The following is a 23,025-nucleotide window of genomic DNA, read 5'->3' on the forward strand; positions in this document are numbered from 1 at the left end:
TATGGAATTTTTAGAGTTAATAAAGGCATTAATATTAGGTTTTGTAGAAGGTATGACAGAGTTTGCTCCCGTTTCTTCCACAGGTCATATGATTATTGTAGATGATATGTGGCTAAAGACCGAGACCTTTTTAGGGATGTATTCCGCCAATACATTTAAAATTGTCGTACAGTTAGGATCCATTTTGGCAGTAGTTGTCGTGATGTGGAAACGATTATTTAGTTTAGTAGGCCTATATAAGATAGAGACTGAGCAGTCGAGCAAGCAGTTCAATTTGTTACATGTAATCGTCGGAATGCTTCCTGCAGTAATTTTAGGATTTGCTTTTAAAAATTTTATTGATGATTACTTATTTCATGTAGAATATGTAATTATTAGTCTTGTGGCCGGAGCTATTTTAATGATTGTTGCGGATAAGTTTGGACCAAAAAAACCGTCTATCGTTAGTTTGGATCAAATTTCGTATGGGCAAGCATTTAAAGTGGGCTTGGTACAATGTCTATCTTTATGGCCAGGTTTCTCTCGCTCCGGAGCTACCATTTCTGGTGGTGTACTTTTTGGGATGAGTCATAAAACAGCTGCAGATTTTACGTTCATCATGGCAGTTCCAATTATGGCTGGGGCAAGCTTAGTATCTGTGTTGAAAAACTGGGAACAAATTAATATGGATGACATTGGATTTTATGTAGTAGGATTTATAAGTGCGTTTATATTCGCCCTTATTTCGATTAAATTTTTCTTAAAACTAATTTCACGCATAAAATTAGTACCATTTGCGATCTACCGTATCGTGTTGGCGATAGTACTAGCAATCATCGTATATATGTAAAAAAAGAGTGGGCAGGCATTTTTTTATGCCTGTCTTTTGTATGTGGACTTTGTTCCTATGTACAACCATAAACACAATATGTTAGATTATATAAGTAAATTAAACACAATATATAGTATGTGAACGATGATTTGGTACCTTTATGGTTTAAAAGGGAATTCGGTAAATAAGCCGAAGCTGTCCCCGCAACTGTGAGTGTGGACGACTGTTGAAATAGCCACTTCGAGCAATCGAGGGAAGGTCGACAGAAGGATGAAACACGAGCCAGTAGACCTGCCCTTTCATCGATGAAGCAACACTTTCTTCGGGGGTTGAGAGGTGGGGGCGAAGGACTCTCTTTCAATCGATCGATCTGTCTTGTTGTTTCCTACTTTTTAAATTTGAGCGATGACTCAGCCGAAGAGGCTTGGGGTATCGCTTTTTTGTTTTGTATCAATAAAAGATCTTGAGTGCCACATAACTAAGGGTGAATACCGCATAACCAGTTGCGAGTGCCACATAATCAGTTGTGAGTACCACATAACTGTTGGTGAATACCACATAACTGTTGGTGAATACCACATAACTAGTTGTGAGTACCACATAACTGGTCGAGCACCACATAACTGGTTGCGAGTACCACATAATCAGTTGTGAGTACCACATAACTGGTCGAGTACCACATAACTGGTTGCGAGTGCCACATAACCAGGTGTGAATACCACATAACCAAGGTCGAGTACCACATAACCAAGTATGACCACCACATACACACCAAACCAACCAAATAAACAAGGAGGAGTTTATATGACAATAATCTCAGATACAACAAAACAAGAGGTATTACATAATCTAACTAAGGAATTTGGGGAAGATAACATAGCGCCACTTATCAAATCACATGAAAGATGGATGAAAAAGTTCCCAGAAGGATCTACATCTGCTTGGTCCAAATCGATGTCACTAGAAGCATTAAGCTTTTTAGATGAACAAGAAACCTATTGGACATTTGTCGCAGCACGTATTCATGTAGCGGATGTATATGAAAAAGTGGCTCTATATAGAAAAACAACCCCAGACGCAGTTTACGGTAAGTTTGCGAGTAATGTCCAAGCATTAGTTGCAAAAGGGCTTTACGACAAACGAATTACCGAAGCATATTCTTTGGAAGAGCTGCAACAATTAGCGGAAATAATCGTACCTGAGCGAGATTTTTTATTCACCTATATTGGGTTAAAAACATTACTCGATCGTTATGTCGCAAAAGACTTCGATAAATCGATTGTAGAACTTCCACAAGAACGCTGGCTAATCATTGCGATGACACTTATGAAAGACGAGAAAGAAAATCGTCTTGCGAAAATTAAGGAATCATACTGGGCAATGAGTAATTTATATATGACAGTTGCAACTCCTACACTTTCAAATGCAGGGAAGCCTCATGGACAGCTATCTAGTTGTTTCATAGACACGGTAGATGACAGCCTTCAAGGGATTTACGATAGTAATACAGACGTAGCGACACTATCAAAATTCGGAGGGGGCATCGGTATATATATGGGGAAAGTTAGAAGTCGTGGATCGTCTATTCGAGGATTCGTTGGCGCTTCAAGCGGCGTACTTCCTTGGATTAAACAATTAAACAATACAGCAGTGAGTGTGGACCAGCTAGGTCAGCGTCAAGGGGCAATAGCTGTTTATCTGGATGTTTGGCATAAAGATATTTTCACATTTCTAGATTTACGCTTGAATAATGGGGATGAACGTCTTCGTGCGCATGATATCTTTACAGGTGTATGCTTGCCGGATTTATTTATGGAAAAAGTAGATGCGCGGGAAGAATGGCATTTATTTGATCCACATGAAGTTCGTCAATTAAAAGGCTATTCACTTGAGGATTTTTATGATGAAAAGCGTGGAGAAGGCTCCTTCCGAGAAAAGTATGAGGAATGTGCATATGATAGCCGCTTATCTCGTGAAACAGTACCGGCAATTGACTTGATGAAACGAATCATGCGTTCTCAACTAGAAACCGGTGTGCCGTATATGTTTTATCGCGACGAAGTAAATCGTAGTAATCCAAACAAGCATGCAGGTATGGTGTACAGCAGTAATCTGTGTACCGAAATATTTCAAAACCAAAGTGCCACGTCGTTTGAATCGATTCAATTAGAAGACGACGTCATTGTAACTCGTCGAAAAGCGGGGGATTTTGTTGTTTGTAACTTATCTTCTATTAATCTTGGACGAGCTGTTCCTGCAGATGTGTTAGAGCGTCTAATTAAAGTTCAAGTGCGCATGCTTGATAATGTGATTGATTTGAATATGATTCCTGTTCCACAAGCGGAACGCACAAACGCTAGATATCGTGGAATTGGCCTAGGCACATTTGGTTGGCATCATTTGCTTGCTCTAAATAGTATTCGCTGGGAATCGGACGAAGCTGTAGAGTTCGCAGATACGTTATATGAAAGAGTCGCCTACTTAACAATCCAAGCTTCTGTAGAACTTGCAAAAGAAAAAGGGGCATATCCTTTATTCGAAGGGTCGGATTGGCAAACAGGTGCATATTTTGAAAAACGCCAATACGAAAGTGAAGAATGGAATGAACTGCGTGATAAAGTTGCCGAAAATGGAATTCGTAACGGCTACTTAATGGCGGTAGCGCCAAACTCATCAACTTCAATTCTAGCTGGTAGTACGGCGAGTATCGATCCGATATTCCAAAAATCATACTCAGAAGAGAAGAAGGATTACAAAATTCCAGTTACAGTGCCAGATCTTAATTCGGAAACGACTTGGTTTTACAAATCAGCATACTTCATTGATCAACACTGGACATTAAAACAAAATGCTGCACGTCAGCGTCATATTGACCAAGGTGTTTCATTAAACTTATACGTACAAAATACAATCAAAGCTAAGGAATTACTAGATATACACTTGGATGCTTGGAACAGTGGCCTAAAAACGACCTATTACGTTCGTTCTACTTCGGTTGAATTAGTCGATTGTGATTCTTGTTCAAGCTAAGGAGGAAATTTATATGCAGTTAGAAAAAAGAAAATTAATGGATAAAGAAGCACCGAACCGTTCAACGGGAATTGTGAACGGTCAAAGTTCGAATATATTAAACTGGGACGATGTGCAATTTAGTTGGGCCTATCCAAAGTATAAAAAAATGCTTGGAAACTTTTGGACACCATTTGAGATAAATATGAGTAATGACATTAAGCAGTTTTCACAGTTAAATGAAGCAGAGCGGGATGCATTTTTGAAAATAATCGGGTTGCTTGCCCTATTAGATAGTGTACAGACGGACTTTGCAGGGAAGGTAGCTGACTTTCTGACTGATTCTAGCTTGAACGCATTGATGATCATTTTGGCACAGCAAGAAGTTATCCATAACCATTCCTATTCGTATGTGCTTTCTAGCTTAGTTTCGAAAGATGAACAAAACCGTGTGTTTGATTTTTGGCGCACGGAGCCTGTTTTGCAAAAACGAAATGACTTTGTGTTGAAAGGTTATGAAGAATTTGCGGAGCAGCCAAATGTCGATAGCATGTTGCGCTCGATTGTGTATGATGTCATTTTAGAAGGACTATTTTTCTATTCTGGATTTGCTTTTTTCTATCACCTTGCAAGACATCAAAAAATGGTAGGAACAAGTACAATGATTAACTATATAAATCGAGACGAGCAGTTGCATGTTGATTTATTCGTGAAGATTTACCAAGAGTTATTAGCAGAGTATCCGAAGTTCGATACACCAGAACGTGCAGTTGAGGTAGAAGCAATATTCCGTGAAGCAGCGCAACTAGAAGTAGACTGGGCGCGTGAAATTATTGGGGAGAAAATAGACGGTCTCGATGTAGAAGATGTCGAAGCATACATCTACTTTTATGCCAATGTGCGATGCTCTCAGCTTGGCTACGACCGACCGTTCCCTGAGTACCGCAAAAATCCGTTGAAATGGATCAAAGCCTACGAGGAAGTAGATTTAGGAAAAACCGACTTTTTTGAACAAAAGTCCCGCCAATACGTCAAAGTGAATGTACAAGATAACGGATTTGATGATCTTTAAAAATATTTTGTGGGAATAAATGGCTTAGGGAAACGGAATTGGTTACGAGAGCAACTACATCGGTAGTAAAAGCAACTAATACTATTGCGGAAGCAACCAATTTCACTAGGAGAGCAACCAAATGGAGAACAACCCCTTTTGTCATCAAAAAGGGGCTGTCATATAACAAAAGTTTCGCATCCTTTTATTTATATGAAAGGATGCTTTTTTATAATTAAATCCATTCTAATATTTCAATCCGGTTGCCAAACGGATCATGGACATAAATTCTATTTGCTCCGGGTAAATCTGTATCTCCTATGAAGCTAACTTCATTATTTGTTAAATGCATTTTTAGTGCCTCTAGATTTTCAACTTCAAATGCAGGATGCGCTTTTTTAGCTGGAGCAAATGGTTCTTCAATCCCTATATGAATTTGATAATTATTGAATTGAAACCATACGCCACCATTTTTTCTTAACGTCTCTGGCTTTTCTATTTCCTGAAAACCTAATACTTCACCAAAAAAAATTCTCGCTACTGCCTCTGAACCTTTAGGGGCTGCTAGTTGAATATGGTCAATCGACTTGAATATAAATGACATAGTGAATCCCCCTTTTTGCTTACTAGATTAAGCTTATCGTAAACAGACCAATTTGAAAATTTAATTGTAATTATCAATTAACATTAGAAATACTTATGAAAAACTACAATCGGTCGAATAATCATCAAAATCGGTTGAATAGTTAGCATAATCGGTCGTATCTCCCAAACAATCGGTCGAATACTAAGTATAATCGGTCGAATCCCCAAAATTATCGGTCGAAAAAAGGCTTCCGCCATTACTAGGCGGAAACCTTTCACATTTTCAGCATTATTTTGTTTACCGTATTCTGGTTTCGAGCAGTAGATGCCATTCCAAGCTTCTTCTCGAAAAAGTTATTCGTAAACTTGGTCTTGTGATAATTCGTGGATAGATTAATAATGATATTTTTACGATTCCACACAACAAATTCATCATCCACTAAGCTATCAAGCGTTGCTAGATGCTCATCCGAAACTTCATTTGTCAAAAACATAATATACACTTGTTCTTTTGGGAAGATTGGATGCTGCTGAATCTCTTCCAGCTCTTCTCTAGACCGTACGATGACTGGTATGTCGAAACCATACTTTTCACGAAGCACGGTCTCAATCGCGGACACATCATAAACCCCATTATCAAAAATAACATTCCCGGTCTGAATATATGTCCGCACATTTTCATAGCCCATTTCTTCAAACAGCACCTTCAATGACTTCATATCGACTTTATTTTTTGCGCCAAGATTAATTCCACGAAGTAAAGCAACAAACGACATCCTCATCACTCCTTAGCTAATAGATCTAGTTCTATGAAGATGCACCCACTTATCCAATATGAAAAAGAAAGGTAAGTCACCGCATTTCCTCACGCAGGTACTATCCTGATCGAGTAAACTGTCATAAAAAACAATCGGATATTTTATGTGCCCCAGTATACCCTATGAAATTATCCATGTAAATGCAGTTGCAAAATTAAATAACTTCAGCCATGCTTAAGGTATCAGAATATTTGGAGGTTTGAACTGTGGAAAAAATATTAATTACACGCAAGTTGCCAGATGAAGTGGTGAACCCATTAAAAGAAAAGTTTGAAGTAAAGATGTGGCATAGGGATGATGTGCAAATGACTTATGAGGAGTTAAAGGCAGAAGCAAAAGATGTTCGTGCAATTTGGACAATGCTTTCTGACAAGATAGATCGTTCACTTATCGAAAGTTTGCCAAATTTAAAAGTGATTAGTAATTTAGGGGTTGGGTACAATAATATCGATGTGGATGCAGCGAAAGAACATGGAATTATTGTAACAAATACGCCAGGAGTTTTAACAGAAACTACTGCGGATTTAGCTTTTTCCTTATTACTAGCTACTGCTCGTCGTGTGATGGAGGCAGAACATGATCTTCGTGCAGGCAAGTGGAAGTCACGGTCACCAATGCAATATACAGGGATGGATGTATTTGGTACAACCCTTGGTATCATTGGAATGGGACGTATTGGCGAAGCGGTAGCAAGAAGGGCAAAAGGCTTTAATATGGACGTTCTTTACCATAATCGAACACGAAAAATGGAAGCTGAAAAGGATTTCGGATTCGCTTATGCAGAGCTCGATTCACTACTGAAAGAATCGGATTTTGTCGTTTTGTTAACTCCACTAACTCCAGAAACGAGAGGGCTAATCGGTAAACGTGAGCTGAACCTAATGAAAGAAACTGCAGTAATTATTAACGTAGCTCGCGGTGGAATCATTGACGAACAAGCCCTATACGAAGCGTTAACGACAAATAAAATCTGGGCTGCAGGACTGGATGTATTCGAAGTTGAACCAGTACCATTTGATCATCCCCTACTAACATTACCGAATGTTACAGTTTTACCACACATCGGTAGCGCTAGTATTCGAACGAGACTTGCAATGATGCAGTTGAATGTTGAAGCAATTGAAGCAGTTTTAGAAAATAGAGAACCAGAAAATCGTGTAGTTTAACTTAGAAAAGAAGCCCTAATTGTCGAGAGCAAGCCGACTTAGTGCTTCTTTTTTAGGTTTATTTCCTAGGAAATCGACAAGAAAGAGAAATTTTCTTCCTTCTATATAGAGATATGTAAATATGTGAATTTGATATGCATTGGTGGAAATAAACTCTTCATCCACATATAAAAGAATAGAAAAGGAGTTTATTTCTTATTCACGTCTGTTGATTAACTACTTTCTTACATAAAATACTTGTAAGGGAAGCATTAAAATCTTCGTTAGAATTTGTTTGTTATCGTTTAGGTTTGGATGAAGGTACAATTTCGGGCACACAGCGTTTTTTATTACGCGTAATATAGAACGGTTTTTTTATATATTGCGCACTTAAATTAGTGACCACCTGGATTTAGCACTCTGGTATTCGCTTTCCGCGGGCGGGCGTCGAGCCTCCTCGCTCACCACGCGGAAAGCGTCCGCCCTGCAGCGGAAATCCCTGCGGTAACTAATGCGTACTATATGAACAATGCGTTCCTAAAAGCAATGCTAGTTTATATAGATGCTGCATAGATAAAGTTAAGGGATAATTTACTGGTCACTTTTGGCTAATCAACAGACCTGTTTCTTATTATCTAAAACAAATGGATCATTTACTTAAAAGTTCCAAAAGGGCGATGGACAAACGCTTGTTACATAAATGGTGAAGAGAAGACGCTCTCAAAGGACGCTCACGGTTTTCGTTTTATCCTTTATTTTGCGATTAGTAATATATTGTCAGCAGTTGCCCATTTGTTTGTAGGTACTACCTTGTATTTTACACCGGACTTTAATTTATTGTCTTTAATATCGAAAATACCAACTGCACCTTTACGAGAAGAGAAACGATATTGTGCTTGAATCATACTTCCGTCTTCGCTTTGTAATTTTACGCTTCGGCCAGCAAATAACTCCATACCGGGATCTTTTTCTAAAGTTAATTGGAATGATTTGTTGTCTATTGCTTCTGCTGTCTTGATTGTAAGTGGTGCAATCTCTTTCGTGTTAAAGGATGGGTTTTTAATCATTGCCCAGTCAGACGACACAGTATACTTTGTGCCGGGTGATAAAGTTTGTCCGTCTGCTAAACGGAACTTTGGTGCTTGTCTACCATCTGCTGCTTGTGTAAACGGGACATAATTCGCGATTATTTTATCTCCATTACTTGATTTAATTGTTATTGTACGATCTCTTAAAGAAGAGATTACTTGATATTTTTTCCCATTTTCATCTATATTTTCGTTATTTACTTGAAAAGCGAGGTTACCTCTATCAGGACGATATGCTTCAATAATGTTAGCATAATCAGTTACACCATCCTCTTTAAAAGATTCAATTTCAAATGTATCGCTTGTAACCTGTTTAGCTTGATGTATATTGATTTTCTCATCACTTGCTTCAAAGGTTTGGTCCTCTCCTCCTTTATAGTTAACTGTATAAGCTGTTCCAGGCTTTTGTATGGTTACAGGCACAATATAGGTGCTTTTTGCTCCAGTCTTTAACCTAGGAACATTGACAATGCTCATCTCATTATCAAATTTAATATTTTGCTTAATTTTATCTATGTTAGCCGGATTAACTTCCTCGTCTAGCAATGGTTCAGCAAACGTTATTTGTAATGTCATTGCATTTAAAGGCTGTAACCCCGTAATTTGGGTATCCTTTTGAGTTTCTTTTTGGATTTGTTCTTGCTTTTGTTTACTTTGTTTTTGGGGAGTATTACATCCTGTTAATGCTAGTGTTAATCCAAGTGCTATAGGGATGAATGTTCTGATTGCCTTGTTCATTTTGTCAGCTCCAAGTCCTTATTTTTCTTGATGCATAAAATCATCTTAGCCAGTAATTTTACTCCAATATAAGACATTAGAAATCTTATTTTATTAGATATAGCATCCCTATCACCTCAAAGTTTACACTACATTCGGTTATACAACCTTTGTTGTATTGCAAGGTTATATAAGAACTTAAATGAACCAAAACAAAAAAATATATTCATTAGTACTTACCTGGCCTTATGACACAGTATTTGCTTAACGTCCCCGTAAATATTTGAATAAATGTCTTTTCTTTTATATTTCAGAAATTAACTAGTTTTTTACACTTTTTACCTCCTTTATTTGCAATGATTATCTAAGTCTAGTAGTAATAACAGTTACGATTTAGATGTGCCGGATTTTTGGCAATTTTAATGCGGAAATTGTAACTGTTTTAGGAGGTTTAAATTTTAAAAATAAGGGTATACAAGAAGAGGGAAGTACGGTGCATCTAATTAGGAAATAGAGAAAAGAGGGAAATTTCATGAGGAAAGTAGTGTTGTTTTTTTCATTGTGCACGCTTTTAGTACTAGCCGCGTGTAGTAATGGTACAAGTAAGGATAGTATTAAGGTTATTAAGTTTGCAGATGCAGGATGGGACAGTATTCGGGTTCATAATAGTATTGCGCAGCTAATTGTAGAAAAAGGATATGGATATGATACCGAGGTTACAAGTGGTACATCAGCAGCTACGATGCAAGCACTTGAACAAGGAGATTTAAATGTCTATATGGAAGTGTGGACAGACAATATTAAAGATGTTTATGAAAAAGCAATAGATAGCGGGAAAGTTATTAAAGTATCTACAAACTTCGATGATAACTCACAAGGACTATATGTTCCAACTTACGTAATTGAAGGAGACGCTAAAAGAGGCATTAAACCAGTAGCTCCCGATTTAAAAACTGTGGAGGACTTAGCGAAGTATCCGCAGATTTTTCAAGACCCCGAAGATAAGGACAAAGGACGCATTATCGGCGCCCCTTCAAGTTGGGTTGTTAGTGAACAATTGGAGACGAAACTTGAAACATATGGACTTGACAAACAATTTAACTACCTAGCACCCGGGTCTGATTCTGCAATTGTTGCCGATCTTGCCGGTGCCTACAAAAAAGGGAAGCCATGGGTAGGTTACTATTGGTCACCAACATGGGTTACAGCAAGTTATGATTTAACACTTCTAAAAGATAAACCTTATGACAAAAAAGTATGGGATGAAAATAAAGGAACGGAATTTCCGCCGAATGATGTGGTGATTGCTGTAAATAAAGACTTAGTAACACAAGCAAAAGATGTTGTAGACTTTTTAAGTAAATATCATACAAGCAGTGAGTTAACGGAAGATGCACTTAAATACATGAATGAAAAAGGTGTAGAACCAGAAGAAGCCGCACGTTGGTGGATGAAAGAACATGAAGAGGTTTGGACAACTTGGGTGTCTGATGAAGTTGCGCAAAAAGTGAAAGCAGCTTTGAAACAATGATTCATGTTACAAAAAATCTAACCAAGAAATGTGAGGTGTCAGAGGCTGTTTAAATCTAACAGTCCGAGACTTATGAATGAATTTCCTGATATACGTATACCAATAGGCAATGGTGTGGAAAAATTTATTGATTTTTTAGCAGCAAACTTTGATAGTTTTTTTGACTTTATATTCGTTATTTCCTCTGCAATGATTAAGGGGCTGGAAGCCGGTCTTCTTGCCATCCCTTGGTGGTTGCTTATTATCGTTATATTTTCATTGGGATGGTATTTTACTTCTTTATACGGTGGACTCCTATTTGCTCTTTTTATGTTTCTAATAGGTACTTTTAATTTGTGGCCACAAACGATGACTACTATATCGATTGTATTAATATCCGTAATTCTTTCTCTTGTCATTGGTATTCCTTTTGGTATTTGGACAGCGTTTAGTAAAACAATGTCTGCAATTATGCGACCAATACTAGACGCCATGCAAACAATGCCGAGTTTTGTTTATTTAATACCAGTTATTTTCTTCTTTCCCCTAGGGAATGTACCCGCAGTGATAGCTACCATTATTTATGCGTTGCCCCCAGTTATTCGATTGACCGAACTCGGAATTCGTAATGTGGATCAAGAGATAGTGGAATCCGCGCAATCATTTGGATCGTCTAGATCACAAATGCTTCTTAAAGTAGAGCTGCCACAAGCATTACCGACTATAATGGCGGGAGTAAACCAGACGACAATGATGGCGCTTGCTATGGCGGTTGTTGGATCAATGGTTGGAGCACAAGGCCTCGGAGAAAGAGTGCTGTACGCCATCAATCGAATCGATATTTCATTAGGTTTTGAAGCGGGAGTTAGTATTGTTTTTTTAGCGATCATTATTGACCGCATTACAGGCGGAATCGCGAAGCGCCTTCAGAAACACGGGAGGGATGTAGCATGACCGTAAAACTAAAAATTGAAAATGTATCTAAGATATTTGGACCTAGACCTAAAAAAGTGATTCCAATGGTTCAGGATGGTGTATCCAAGGAAGAGATACTTGCTAAAACTGGTCATACAGTTGGAGTTTACGATGCTTCCATGGAGATAATGGAAGGTGAAACCTTCGTCATTATGGGACTCTCTGGTAGCGGTAAATCAACGTTAATACGTTGCCTAAACTTATTGAATCGTCCGACATCAGGTGCTATTTATGTAGATGGTGAAAATGTAGTTGGATACAATAAAAACCAACTAAAATACTATCGTCAGAAGAAAATTGCAATGGTATTTCAACACTTCGGCTTATTTAGTCATCGTACAGTACTAGAAAACATCGAATACGGATTAGAAGTAAGAGGTATGCCTAAAGTTGAACGCCAGCAAATCGCACAAAAGCATTTAGAAACAGTTGGGCTCAAAGGATATGAAAATCAATATCCTGATGAACTTTCCGGAGGGATGCGTCAACGTGTCGGAATTGCGAGAGCGCTAGCCAACGATCCAGACATATTACTAATGGATGAGCCTTTTAGTGCCTTGGATCCTTTAATTCGTAGAGAAATGCAGCTTGAACTGCTCGATATACAAAACCGTCTTCAAAAAACAATCATTTTTATCACACATGATGTCAATGAAGCCTTCAAAATAGGTGATCGTGTGGCGGTAATGAAAGATGGGAAAGTAGAGCAAATTGGAACTCCGGAAGAAATTCTAGATAAACCAGCAAGCAATTACATCTCTGAATTCATCCGAGACATTGATCGTTCAAAGATATTACAAGCGGAAAATATTATGATGAAACCGTATGGCTTAGTCTCATTAAAAGATGGGTTAAACGTAGCAATACAAGTTATGCGAGAAAATGGCATATCGAGTGCGTTTGTAGCAGACCGAAAACGTCAATTGCAAGGGATTGTAACAATAGATCAAGCAATTGAAGGGCGTAAACTGAAAAAGTCGTTGCTGGAAGTTATGTCTACGGACGTTAAAACTGTTCGTCCAGACGAGTATGTGCAAGATATTATTCCATATGTTCTTGATTCCAAATATCCGCTAGTTGTTACAGGGGAGGACTTGACTATTATGGGAATTATCCTACGTGTTCATGTATTAGCAAGTTTGATAAGTGACAACATAGAAGATTAAAATAGTATTATTCCAGTAGCGATTTTAAATCTGAAATCTTAAAATAACTAATAAATAGGTAAATCAAAAAAATGCAAAAACTACACTATTTTTAATTCTTGTTTTATTAGGTGAATTGGCTCATTTTGCAAACGTATAAATAGCTTTTAAGTGACTAATTAATTAGGTGTAACGAAAAAATAATAAAAAGGACTTTCGTAATTGATATGAAAGTCCTTTTTATTTTGGGTAAACTGAACTTAAAAATAATGGGGGATATGATATAATTTTAGTATATTTCTCCATTAAAGGTAGTGACGAAAGTGCTTACTCATCCATTGCAGAATAATTTAATAGAATTACAGGGTGAATATTCTTTTCCGATGGTTGTCCTTTCGATTATGCTTGCGTTTATAGTTACTTACACCGCATTTGTAATGAATAATCGGGTTCAAAATAATAGTTTTTTTCATCGTAAGTTTTGGTTTGTGCTTGCTTCTATTGCAATGGGATTTGGTATTTGGACAATGCATTTCGTTGGTATGTTAGCTTTTTCCTTACCTGTTGGCATTTATTATGATCATTTATCAACAATTATTTCCATCGTCCCAGCGATTGCGGCCTCCTTTATTGCTTTTTATTTAGCAAATCGTCAAAAAAAGTCTATTTGGACTATTTTTACGTTTAGTCTGGTTATAGGTATAGGGATTTCAACGTGTCACTACGTTAGTATGTTAGGAATGAGAACGGAAGCAATTCATACGTATAAACGAAGCATTTTCGTCTTATCTTGCGTTATTTCTGTAGTAATTCCATTTTTGGCAAGTGTTGTTTTTTTAAAATTACAGCGCTATGTGGAAATTCGCACTCTTCGTCTATACATGGCACTTGCATTAGGTTTGGCCATTTCTGGAACCTATTATACTTGGATGAGCTCGATGAGTTTCTATCTCCCTAAGCATTTTTCTCCACATTCGAGAATTATTCAAATGGTCGATATAGATTTGTTAGGAGTTATCGTAACAATTGGTATGACATTACTCTTAAGTTTTCTTCTTTTATCGAACCTTATGGATAAGTACATAGAATATCGAGCGAGTTATTATGATCCATTAACTAAATTGCCGAATCGTCGTTTGTTTGAGCAAAAAATAAAAAAGACAGAGTTTCCTCAAAGTTTGGCTATTTGGCATTTACATGGGTTAGAACATGTAAATCGAGAGTATGATTACCAATTTGGAGACAAGGTAATTCAACAATTATCTTTACGGTTTAGAGCATTAGTCCCCTCCGTGATGGAACTTTATCGAATTGATGGACACCGCTTTGCTTTTCTCACACATCATATAGATGGTATGGATTATTTACAAAAAGAGATGGAGGAAGTTGCAGAATACCTCCGTAAGCCACTTATAGTGGAGGATTATGAAGTTAATATCACTGCTGTATGCGCCATATCAAGAGCAAATAATATAGAAGAAACGGCGAATATATATACAAATGCACTAGCGGTGTTAAACTATTCTTCCATCGAATTCGATTACGAAATCATTCAGTATGATTCTACGATACATACGTATGCATTTGGGTTGGAAATCGTAGAGGATATTGGGCGAGCAATGGAGCAAGAAGAGTTTTTTCTTGTTTATCAGCCAAAAGTAAACGTGGTCACCAATAAAGTTGCAGGAGTTGAAACATTGCTTCGTTGGAATCATCCGACATATGGATTTCTTTCTCCAGAAGTGTTTATCCCAATTTTAGAAGAGAATAATCGAATGGTTGTCGTGACGGATTGGATTATTGAAAAGGTTTGCAAACAAATAGCGGATTGGCGAAATGACGAAGTGTTTTTTCAGCAAGTAGCCATCAATATTCCTGGACAATATGTTACGTCGAGCCGATTATTAGAAGTATTAAAACGTAAATTGAACAAATATAAACTAGAGTCCAGTCTATTGGAACTTGAAATTACAGAAACTAGCTTTGTGAAAAATATTGAAGAGGCAATAAAAGCGGTTAATACCTTCCGTCAAGAAGGTTTTTCAGTAGCGCTGGATGACTTTGGAACAGGAGTTTCTTCCCTATCGTATTTAAAAAAGATGCCTATTTCTACTTTGAAAATTGACAAATCTTTCATTGATGATGTACCGCATTCTGGAAAAGATTCATCCATAATCCAAGCTATTATTGCGTTAGGAGAATCCTTAGATTTAACGATTGTATTTGAAGGAGTTGAAACAAAGGAGCAAGTAGAATTTTTAGCAACTACTTGTGAAAATCCAATTATTCAAGGATATTATTTTGCTAAACCAATGAAAGTGGATGAACTTGTTCAGTGGAGCAAAGCATTTGAACAACCATCCAAAATTTTAGCCTAAAAATAACCGCCTCTCCACTGTGAGAAGCGGTTATCTTTGTATAAACTCTTAGTCTAAGTAAGAGGAAACATTTTGCTTTTAAATTTCTGTTCATGACTAATCAACCATTCTTTTCTCCATAAGCCGCCAGCATAACCAGTTAATTTTTTATTTGAACCAATAATTCGATGACAAGGGATCACAATACTTAGTTTATTTTTGCTGTTTGCACTTCCTACCGCACGAATTGCTTTTTCATTTCCAATCGCAATGGCGATATCCTTATATGATCCAGTTTCCGCATAAGGAATCATTGTCAATGCATTCCAAACAGATTTTTGAAATTCAGTACCTATATTAATATAGGGAAATGAAAAATCCTGACGCAATCCTTTAAAGTATTCTTCCATTTCATGATAGCAATTCTGTAGTACTACAGGAGTATCCTTAGTCAACTGATGAGTAACTACATCTTGATCAGTAAACATAATTGAAGTAATAGCTTCTTCCGTACCGACAATCTCTAAAACTCCAATAGGAGTTGGATAATCAACTTGAAAAAGTTTGCTCATATTAAAACCACCGTCTTCTAAAAGTCTTTAATTTTAATTATAGACTAAAAGACTATTTAATGCGGAAATTGCAGTGAAAAAGAGCTGAAATTTATAGTCTTAACTAGACATTAATCAATCACTATTTTCCCATCTTTATCTAGTAACGGAGTCATTCCACTCAACCCCAAACCACTTGTAATGAGATAATTTACACCTGTTTCAGTATCTACTACAATTTTAAGAATGCCTCCACTGACGTGTTCTTTTAATTTTACTGTAAATCTTTTTTTCATCATTACATTCTCCCTTCCAATATCTATCATTCATAACTTTCATTATTTAAATTTTACATGAAATTATAAATAAAAGTTTAAAATTAGAACCATGGATTATTCACCAATCTATTAATATATTCTATGAATGCCTATTCCATAGTATTTCTTGTCCTTTGCTATTCATAAAAACAATAAAGGGCACTTGCCCTTTTCTTTTAAAGAAGTATATAATTTTTGATGCAATGAAAAGGTTGATTTCCGCTGCAGGCGGACACTTGCACACCCCTATAATTATCTCGCAGAGTCTCTTGCTCCTGCGGTTACTCGTCGCAGAAAGTATTTGCTCCTGCGGTTACTCGTCGCAGAAAGTATTTGCTCCTACCCACTAATTCACTAATTAGTCTCGGATATGTAGGAACTGGTCTCGAAGTGCCATTTAGTGTAAAGAATGCACTCTCTTAGAATTTGTTAGGATAGGATACATTTAGTTCTCAAAATCTAATAGTAATAGTGTAGCAACTGTTTCGTCCAAAGCACTCTAAAAATAGAGAAGACAAAATGCACTTAAAGGACGCTTGCGCTTTTCTTACATTCAAAAGAATAAAATTAGACGACCTTGGTCGATTAATGTTAATCTATAATCGACCAGAGTGGTCTACATTTGTTCTTACTGGAATAAACATAAAACAGTTAGGGGGAAGAGGGTATTACAAAGCGATTTGAAAACCTGGATATTAATAAACAAAATAGAATTATAGACGCAGCTCTAAATGAGTTTAAGGAGAAAGGTTTTGATCAAGCTTCAACCAACCAAATAGTGAAGGAAGCAGGAATTGGAAAAGGAATGCTCTTTTATTATTTCAAGACTAAACAGGAACTCTATTTGTATTTAATCGAATATTGTCTTGAAATGGTGGAAAATGAGTATTTTGAAGCAATAGATGAGAAAGAACCTGATTTATTGGAACGAATGAAGCAAATCGTAGTGGTCAAAATGGATTTCCTTTCGAAATATCCAGAAGCAATCAACTTTATTGGCACAATTATTTTAAATGATCATATCGATGAGGATTTAAAATCTCGTATAGCATCTTTGTATGAAACAGGGTACGCAAAGATTTACGGAAATATAGATTTTACTTTTTTTAAAGAGGGCATGGACGATCAAAAAGCATTTAACCTAATTCGATGGTCGATTGAAGGGTATGAAAATGAACTAAAGCGCCGATTGAAGGGGCAAGATTTAAGTACAATGAATTATGAATCCTATGTCGAAGAGTTTTTGGGTTATATCAATATAATGCGAACCTTGTTTTATAAGTAAAGGGAGGGTCAAAACATGTCCATCATACAAACGAATAACTTAACGAAAAAATTTGGGAAGTTCACTGCTTTAGATCATGTGAGTTTAGAAGTGAGCGAAGGCGAAGTATATGGATTCATCGGTCCAAATGGGGCGGGTAAATCTACAACTATTCGTCTCTTGCTCGGTATGATTAAAGCATCAGAGGGTGGGGCAACTATTTTTGGAAAGGATGCTTGGAATGATGCTGTGGATATTCATAAACGTGTTTCATATGTACCAGGGGATGTGAACTTATGGCCGAACTTAACGGGCGGAGAAGTAATTGATTTATTCATGAAGTTACGAGGAGGATTTAATAATAATCGGCGAGAACAAATGATTGAAAAGTTTAGATTAGACCCTTCAAAAAAGTGCAGAACTTATTCTAAAGGAAATCGACAAAAGGTTGCATTAATAGCAGCGTTCGCATCGGATTCAGACTTATATATTTTAGATGAGCCAACATCAGGTCTTGATCCACTAATGGAAAGAGTATTCCAAGAATGCATCATAGATGCTAAAAAAGAAGGAAAAAGCATTCTACTATCCAGTCATATTCTTTCCGAAGTAGAAAAACTATGTGATCGAGTTGGGATCATTCGTCAAGGTAAAATGATTGAAACCGGTACATTAAGTGAATTAAGACATTTAACGCGAACCAATTTACTTGTTGAAACGAAGCTACCAATTATCGGATTAAGTGAATTAAAAGGTGTTTATTCAATAGAAGAAAACAATCAAGCACTTTCATTCCAAGTAGATTCAGAACAATTGGATACGGTGATTAGATATGTTAGCCAGTTTGGAGTTGTGAGATTAGAAAGTGCACCCCCAACTTTAGAAGACTTATTTATGCGACATTATGAGGGAGTGGGAGGTGCAGTCTGATGTCAAAACAGCCGTTTAAGTATACAAGAATGCTTGCGCGCTTTATATTACGGCAAAATCGTCTGCGGATTCCTATTTGGATTATTGCGTTACTATTAATAACACTTAGCACGGCCACTGCATTTAAGGATTTATATCAAACTCCGGCGGATAGACAGGCAATTGCACAAACGATGATGAACCCTGCAATGACGGCAATGGTTGGTCCTAGTGATGGGTTAGATAACTATACGAACGGAGCGATGATGGCTCATCAGATGTTGCTATTCACTGCTATAGCCGTTGCTATCATGAGTATTTTACTTGTAGCAAAGCATACGCGAGCAGAGGAAGAAGATGGACAGATGGAATTAATCCGCTCCCTACCTATTGGTCGATTGTCGAATTTAGGTGCAACGGTCTTAGTCGTGAGCGGAACGAATATTTTATTAGCTTTCTTAATGGGTTTTGGATTGTATGAATTAGGAATTGAAAGTATGGATTTAGAAGGCTCCGTGTTATACGGAGCGGCTTTAGGGGCAACAGGAATTATTTTTACAGGGATAACAGCTATATTTGCCCAGCTATCGGAAAGCTCTCGCGGGACAATAGGGTTAAGTTTTGCCGTACTAATTATGGCTTACTTAATGCGAGCGATAGGAGACGTGAGCAATGAAACACTTTCCTGGTTTTCCCCACTCGGTATTCCATTGAAAGCGGAAGTATATGTGCATAATTACTGGTCACCCGTTTTATTGCTAATTGGTATAGCTTTAGTTTTACTAGCACTTGCACTCTATTTAAATTCCATCCGAGATTTAGAAGCAGGATTTTTACCATCTAGACCAGGCAAAATGCATGCATCACCTTTTTTGAAAAGTCCTATAGGCCTTGCGCTAAGAATTCAACGCACAGGATTGATTGCTTGGGCAATTGGAATATTCGTATTGGGAGCATCTTATGGATCTGTTTTAGGTGACTTGGAATCATTTTTCAAAGACGTGGAGATGATGAAAGCGCTAATCAGACCAGTTGAGGGGTTTTCATTAATAGAACAATTTATACCCATATTAATGACGGTGTTGGCGATGCTCTGTACGGTTCCTGCACTCATATTAATATTTAAATTGAAAAGTGAAGAAAGGAAGAATCATACGGAGCATTTACTCAGCCGTGGAATATCTCGTACCCGAATAATAGGTAGTTACTTTGTCATTTCGATCGGTAGTAGCGTTATGATGCTATTTTTAGCAGTAGTTGGTTTATGGTCCGCAAGTGAAACAGTATTGGTTGATGCTATTTCCTATACCTCTTTGTTTAATACAGGAATAGTTTACTTACCTGCAATTTGGACAATGATCGGTTTAGCAGTATTATTGGTAGGTTTTCTTCCACAATTTATAAATTTCGCATGGTTGTATTTAGTTTATTCCTTTGTAGTTGTTTATTTAGGTGGTTTACTTCAATTTCCTGACTGGATGAGCAATCTTTCGCCATATGGCCATATTCCAAAGTTACCGGTACAGGAAATGGACTATATGTCGGTGACTGTATTGTTGATCATAGCAATTGTTTTAACTATTGCAGGATTCATTTCATATAATAGAAGAGATATTTTAGGTTGATAGAAATATAATCCTGTGTCCACAATAATTTTCCGCGGTAATAGTGTAGCCAATGTTTCGTCCAAAGCACTCCGGAAATAGTAAAGACCAGATGCACTTAAAGGGCTCTAGCGTTTTTCTTATTTTATTGTATATCGATATTTTCCTGATGAGCACCATCTTGTAACAATCTAAAGGAAGTATTAATAATATACAACAAAAGATGTGTAGAATAATCAGCTTGTACCAATTAGGAGCGTGCGTATGCCAGCTATTACGGGGAAGCAATATATTGATCGAATTGACCAAATGCAAACGAATATATGGATAGACGGAAGGCGGGTGACAGGCAAGATATCGGAGCACCCTGCATTCAAAGGAGTTATGAAAAGTCAGGCAGCCTTGTATGACCTTCAACATGATGTGGTTTTAAAGGATGTCATGACGTATCCATCACCATCTACTTCGGAACCAGTAGGGTTGTCTTTTTTACAGCCAAAGACAAAAGAGGACTTAACTAAAAAGAGAAAGATGGTGCAACATTGGGCTAAATCGAACAATGGCCTTATGGGAAGAAGTCCAGATTATATGAATACAACGTTAATGGCCTTTGCATCATCTGCCGGTTTCTTGAATGAAAAAGAGAACTGCTTTCCTGAAAACTTACGATCATTCTATGAATATGCAAGAGAACACGATCTATCTATGACACATACATTTATTGACCCTCAAGTAAATCGGTCACCCATTTATTTGGAGGATTCAGAAGAGCCTATTGCTGCAAGGGTGATTGATAAAAATGAAGAAGGGATCATTGTAAAAGGTGCGCGGTTGCTAGCAACACAAGGTGGAATAACGGATGAAATACTTGTTATATCATCCGGAGGTGTGGTGGAGGAAGAAAAAGGATTTTCATTTTCCATACCTTGTAATACAAAAGGATTAAAGTTTATATGCAGAGAATCTTTTGTTGGAGGAGATTCAACCTTTAACTATCCGCTAAGCTCAAGGTATGAGGAAATGGATTCGATAGTAGTATTTGACAACGTAGTAGTCCCATGGGAGCGCGTATTTTATTATAACAATATAGCTGTTTCTAACAATTTTATGAATGATAGTTCGTTTCAAGCATTTGCCTTGCATCAAGTTGTTTCAAGACAGATTGTAAAAACTGAATTTGTATTGGGAGTTGTCCAATCAATTATCGAGACGATTAATATCAAGCAATACCAACATGTTCAAGAAAAGGTTTCTGAAATTATCATAGCTTTAGAAACGATGAAGGCGTTGGTGATTAAATCTGAGGTAGAAGCCGAAATAGATAAATGGGGTTTGATGCAACCAGACTGCATAACGCTAAAAGTTGCTATCAATACTTTTCCGCGAGTATATCCAAGGTTTACCGAAATCATACAGCTATTAGGTGCAAGTGGATTAATGTCTATCCCAACGGAAGATGCATTCCAATCATCCATTAGAAACGATTTAGATCAATACTTACAGTCTAAAGCCGATAATGCCGAGAATCGCGTTAAACTATTCCGCTTGGCATGGGATTTGACAATGAGTTCTTTCGGCACACGACAGACTTTATACGAACGCTTTTTCTTCGGGGATCCTACTAGACTTTCTAGCGAACTATACCATTCATACAATAAGGCTCCATATGTACAGCGCGTAAAGGATATGTTGGAATGAGCATAAATACAAAGAGCCCTTAGGAACTTTAACAACGGTTCCCAAGGGCTCAAAACGTATTATAGGATGAAATATAATGAATTAACCCGTAATAACTCTCTCTTTTGGATATTGATATTTTGTTTTCTTTGTTTGACCACCTATAATAAATAAAAATGAAGTTAAGCCGATTCTTCCTACGAACATCAAGATCATCAGAATACATTTCGAATAAATACTGAGATCTGGGGTAATCCCCATAGACAAGCCTACAGTACCGAATGCGGAACAAACTTCTAATACAATTTCGATAAGATGGGGCTTCGTGTCAAAAACACTGATGGCGACAACGGATATAAAGCACATGATAGTAGCTAACATTGTGATAGCTAGTGATTTCAATATATCTTCTTGATGAAGCTCGCGATTAAACACTTTAATATTACGGTTTCCTTTTGCAAAATGATAAATAAATAACATATTTAAAGCAAATGTCGTCGTCCTTATTCCACCCCCAACAGAAGTTGGGGAACCACCGATAAACATGAAAATACTCATAACCAACAGTGTTGGCATCGTAAATTCGGTAATATCCATTGTAGTAAGTCCAGCACTTCTCGTTGTTGCTGCTTGGAAAAAAGCATAGAAGAAGCTTTTATGCCAGCTCATGCCCTTAAAATAATGTTGACATTCAAAAAGCAAAATAAGAACCGTTCCAATAACGAGAAGAATTCCATATGTTAATGTCGATAACTTTGTAAATAAGGAAAAACGAAACGGTAAATTATTGTCTGTTTTTCTTCTGAATAAATATTCCTTCACTTCAATTAGTACTGGGAACCCAATAGCACCAAGAATGATTAAAATAATCGTTATGATTTGCACAAAATAGTCGCCAGCATATGGAGCAAGAGACTCTCCTGTTATATCCATTCCAGCATTTGTTGTCGCAGTTACGGATGCAAACAAACCATGAAGAAATGCATCTTTCCAAGTTGGATAATAATTTAAAAAATGCAACCCTAGAATAATTCCTCCTAAAATCTCAATAAGGAAAATAATTTTCAAAATTTCTTTAACCATTTGAACGAGTCCTGATAATGCGAACTGGTTATGATCTACCATTATTAAACGGCGTTCACGCAAACCAACCTTTTTTCCTATAAGTATCCAAAAAAAAGTGTTAATCGCCATAATGCCAAGTCCTGCAAACTGCAAAACAATCATAATGACAAAATAGCCGAATACACTATAAGTTTCCGAAATATTAAATACAGTCAAACCTGTATCGCTTACCACAGTAACAGCAGTAAAGACCGTATCGATAAAAGACACGTGAACCCCAGGCTTAAAAACTGCCGGGAGACTAAATAATACGATAGATATAGTTACTGCGAGCAAATAATAGCCTGTAATAACTTGGGCAGGTGACAGATTTTCCAGCCAATTTCGTACTTTACCCCACATGATTACAGATCCCTTCCATTTTTTC

Annotated in this window: 18 protein-coding genes, 1 pseudogene and 1 riboswitch; of the genes and pseudogenes, 13 read left to right on the plus strand and 6 right to left on the minus strand. The window is 37.1% G+C overall.

Annotated elements, in window-relative coordinates:
• Position 1 precedes the first annotated feature (1 nt).
• The 3 genes from ACEPXG_RS01145 (at position 2) to ACEPXG_RS01155 (ending at position 4,892) form a co-directional block, all read left to right on the plus strand.
• Entirely contained in the window at positions 2 to 829 is an 828-nt protein-coding gene (locus tag ACEPXG_RS01145; protein WP_391206538.1) for an undecaprenyl-diphosphate phosphatase, read from the plus strand.
• A 115-nt stretch (positions 830 to 944) separates the two neighbouring features.
• Positions 945 to 1,125: riboswitch (cobalamin riboswitch) on the plus strand.
• A gap of 490 nt (positions 1,126 to 1,615) precedes the next feature.
• The gene (locus ACEPXG_RS01150; RefSeq protein ID WP_391206541.1) at positions 1,616 to 3,841 is read left to right on the plus strand and encodes a ribonucleoside-diphosphate reductase subunit alpha; all 2,226 of its coding nucleotides are present in this window, start codon (positions 1,616 to 1,618) and stop codon (positions 3,839 to 3,841) included.
• 13 nt (positions 3,842 to 3,854) lie between these two features.
• Positions 3,855 to 4,892 (plus strand): ribonucleotide-diphosphate reductase subunit beta, encoded by a 1,038-nt coding sequence (locus ACEPXG_RS01155; RefSeq protein WP_391206544.1) that lies wholly within the window; start codon positions 3,855 to 3,857, stop codon positions 4,890 to 4,892.
• Positions 4,893 to 5,106: 214 nt separating this feature from the next.
• On the opposite strand, the gene ACEPXG_RS01160 is transcribed toward ACEPXG_RS01155, so the two are convergent.
• Together ACEPXG_RS01160 and ACEPXG_RS01165 are read right to left on the minus strand one after the other, a co-directional pair.
• Positions 5,107 to 5,475 (minus strand): VOC family protein, encoded by a 369-nt coding sequence (locus ACEPXG_RS01160; protein ID WP_391206546.1) that lies wholly within the window; start codon positions 5,473 to 5,475, stop codon positions 5,107 to 5,109.
• A gap of 256 nt (positions 5,476 to 5,731) precedes the next feature.
• Positions 5,732 to 6,232, minus strand: coding sequence for a DUF1697 domain-containing protein (locus tag ACEPXG_RS01165; RefSeq protein WP_391206549.1), 501 nt, complete (start codon positions 6,230 to 6,232; stop codon positions 5,732 to 5,734).
• A gap of 248 nt (positions 6,233 to 6,480) precedes the next feature.
• Here ACEPXG_RS01165 and ACEPXG_RS01170 point away from each other — a divergent pair, with 248 nt between their 5' ends.
• The gene (locus ACEPXG_RS01170; protein WP_391206552.1) at positions 6,481 to 7,440 is read left to right on the plus strand and encodes a 2-hydroxyacid dehydrogenase; all 960 of its coding nucleotides are present in this window, start codon (positions 6,481 to 6,483) and stop codon (positions 7,438 to 7,440) included.
• A gap of 731 nt (positions 7,441 to 8,171) precedes the next feature.
• Here the strand turns inward: ACEPXG_RS01170 and ACEPXG_RS01175 are convergent.
• Positions 8,172 to 9,245: a hypothetical protein gene (locus ACEPXG_RS01175; RefSeq protein ID WP_391206555.1), complete on the minus strand. Its 1,074-nt coding sequence runs from the start codon at positions 9,243 to 9,245 to the stop codon at positions 8,172 to 8,174.
• Between the two features lie 511 nt (positions 9,246 to 9,756).
• On the opposite strand from ACEPXG_RS01175, the gene ACEPXG_RS01180 reads away from it, so the two are divergent.
• The 4 genes from ACEPXG_RS01180 to ACEPXG_RS01195 all read left to right on the plus strand — a co-directional run bounded on the left by ACEPXG_RS01180 (position 9,757) and on the right by ACEPXG_RS01195 (position 15,232).
• Positions 9,757 to 10,755, plus strand: a complete 999-nt coding sequence (locus ACEPXG_RS01180; RefSeq protein WP_391206557.1) for an ABC transporter substrate-binding protein — start codon at positions 9,757 to 9,759, stop codon at positions 10,753 to 10,755.
• A 114-nt stretch (positions 10,756 to 10,869) separates the two neighbouring features.
• On the plus strand, positions 10,870 to 11,688 hold the full coding sequence (locus ACEPXG_RS01185; RefSeq protein ID WP_391206559.1) for an ABC transporter permease: 819 nt from the start codon (positions 10,870 to 10,872) through the stop codon (positions 11,686 to 11,688).
• Positions 11,685 to 12,875: a quaternary amine ABC transporter ATP-binding protein gene (locus ACEPXG_RS01190; RefSeq protein ID WP_391206561.1), complete on the plus strand. Its 1,191-nt coding sequence runs from the start codon at positions 11,685 to 11,687 to the stop codon at positions 12,873 to 12,875. Before ACEPXG_RS01185 ends, ACEPXG_RS01190 begins: the two co-directional genes overlap by 4 nt.
• A gap of 302 nt (positions 12,876 to 13,177) precedes the next feature.
• Positions 13,178 to 15,232, plus strand: a complete 2,055-nt coding sequence (locus tag ACEPXG_RS01195) for an EAL domain-containing protein (RefSeq protein ID WP_391206564.1) — start codon at positions 13,178 to 13,180, stop codon at positions 15,230 to 15,232.
• A 53-nt stretch (positions 15,233 to 15,285) separates the two neighbouring features.
• Here ACEPXG_RS01195 and ACEPXG_RS01200 read toward each other — a convergent pair whose 3' ends face one another.
• Both ACEPXG_RS01200 and ACEPXG_RS01205 read right to left on the minus strand, forming a co-directional pair.
• Positions 15,286 to 15,783: a methylated-DNA--[protein]-cysteine S-methyltransferase gene (locus ACEPXG_RS01200; protein ID WP_391206566.1), complete on the minus strand. Its 498-nt coding sequence runs from the start codon at positions 15,781 to 15,783 to the stop codon at positions 15,286 to 15,288.
• A 110-nt stretch (positions 15,784 to 15,893) separates the two neighbouring features.
• Positions 15,894 to 16,061, minus strand: coding sequence for a DUF6440 family protein (locus tag ACEPXG_RS01205; RefSeq protein ID WP_391206569.1), 168 nt, complete (start codon positions 16,059 to 16,061; stop codon positions 15,894 to 15,896).
• 733 nt (positions 16,062 to 16,794) lie between these two features.
• Between ACEPXG_RS01205 and ACEPXG_RS01210 the strand changes: the two are divergent.
• The 5 genes and pseudogenes from ACEPXG_RS01210 to hpaB all read left to right on the plus strand — a co-directional run.
• A pseudogene (locus tag ACEPXG_RS01210) lies at positions 16,795 to 16,869 on the plus strand (TetR family transcriptional regulator); the annotation flags it as partial.
• 54 nt (positions 16,870 to 16,923) lie between these two features.
• Positions 16,924 to 17,364 carry a TetR/AcrR family transcriptional regulator gene (locus ACEPXG_RS01215; RefSeq protein WP_391206572.1) on the plus strand — a complete coding sequence of 147 codons (441 nt, stop codon included), beginning with the start codon at positions 16,924 to 16,926 and terminating at the stop codon, positions 17,362 to 17,364.
• A gap of 15 nt (positions 17,365 to 17,379) precedes the next feature.
• Positions 17,380 to 18,273 carry an ATP-binding cassette domain-containing protein gene (locus tag ACEPXG_RS01220; RefSeq protein WP_391206575.1) on the plus strand — a complete coding sequence of 298 codons (894 nt, stop codon included), beginning with the start codon at positions 17,380 to 17,382 and terminating at the stop codon, positions 18,271 to 18,273.
• The gene (locus ACEPXG_RS01225) at positions 18,273 to 19,877 is read left to right on the plus strand and encodes an ABC transporter permease (protein ID WP_391206578.1); all 1,605 of its coding nucleotides are present in this window, start codon (positions 18,273 to 18,275) and stop codon (positions 19,875 to 19,877) included. Before ACEPXG_RS01220 ends, ACEPXG_RS01225 begins: the two co-directional genes overlap by 1 nt.
• 243 nt (positions 19,878 to 20,120) lie before the next feature.
• Positions 20,121 to 21,554 (plus strand): 4-hydroxyphenylacetate 3-monooxygenase, oxygenase component, encoded by a 1,434-nt coding sequence (gene hpaB, locus ACEPXG_RS01230; protein ID WP_391206581.1) that lies wholly within the window; start codon positions 20,121 to 20,123, stop codon positions 21,552 to 21,554.
• An 81-nt stretch (positions 21,555 to 21,635) separates the two neighbouring features.
• On the opposite strand, the gene ACEPXG_RS01235 is transcribed toward hpaB, so the two are convergent.
• The gene (locus ACEPXG_RS01235; protein WP_391209718.1) at positions 21,636 to 23,000 is read right to left on the minus strand and encodes a TrkH family potassium uptake protein; all 1,365 of its coding nucleotides are present in this window, start codon (positions 22,998 to 23,000) and stop codon (positions 21,636 to 21,638) included.
• Positions 23,001 to 23,025: the final 25 nt, after the last annotated feature.

This window comes from Psychrobacillus sp. L4 (assembly GCF_042944905.1).
Classification (GTDB): domain Bacteria; phylum Bacillota; class Bacilli; order Bacillales_A; family Planococcaceae; genus Psychrobacillus.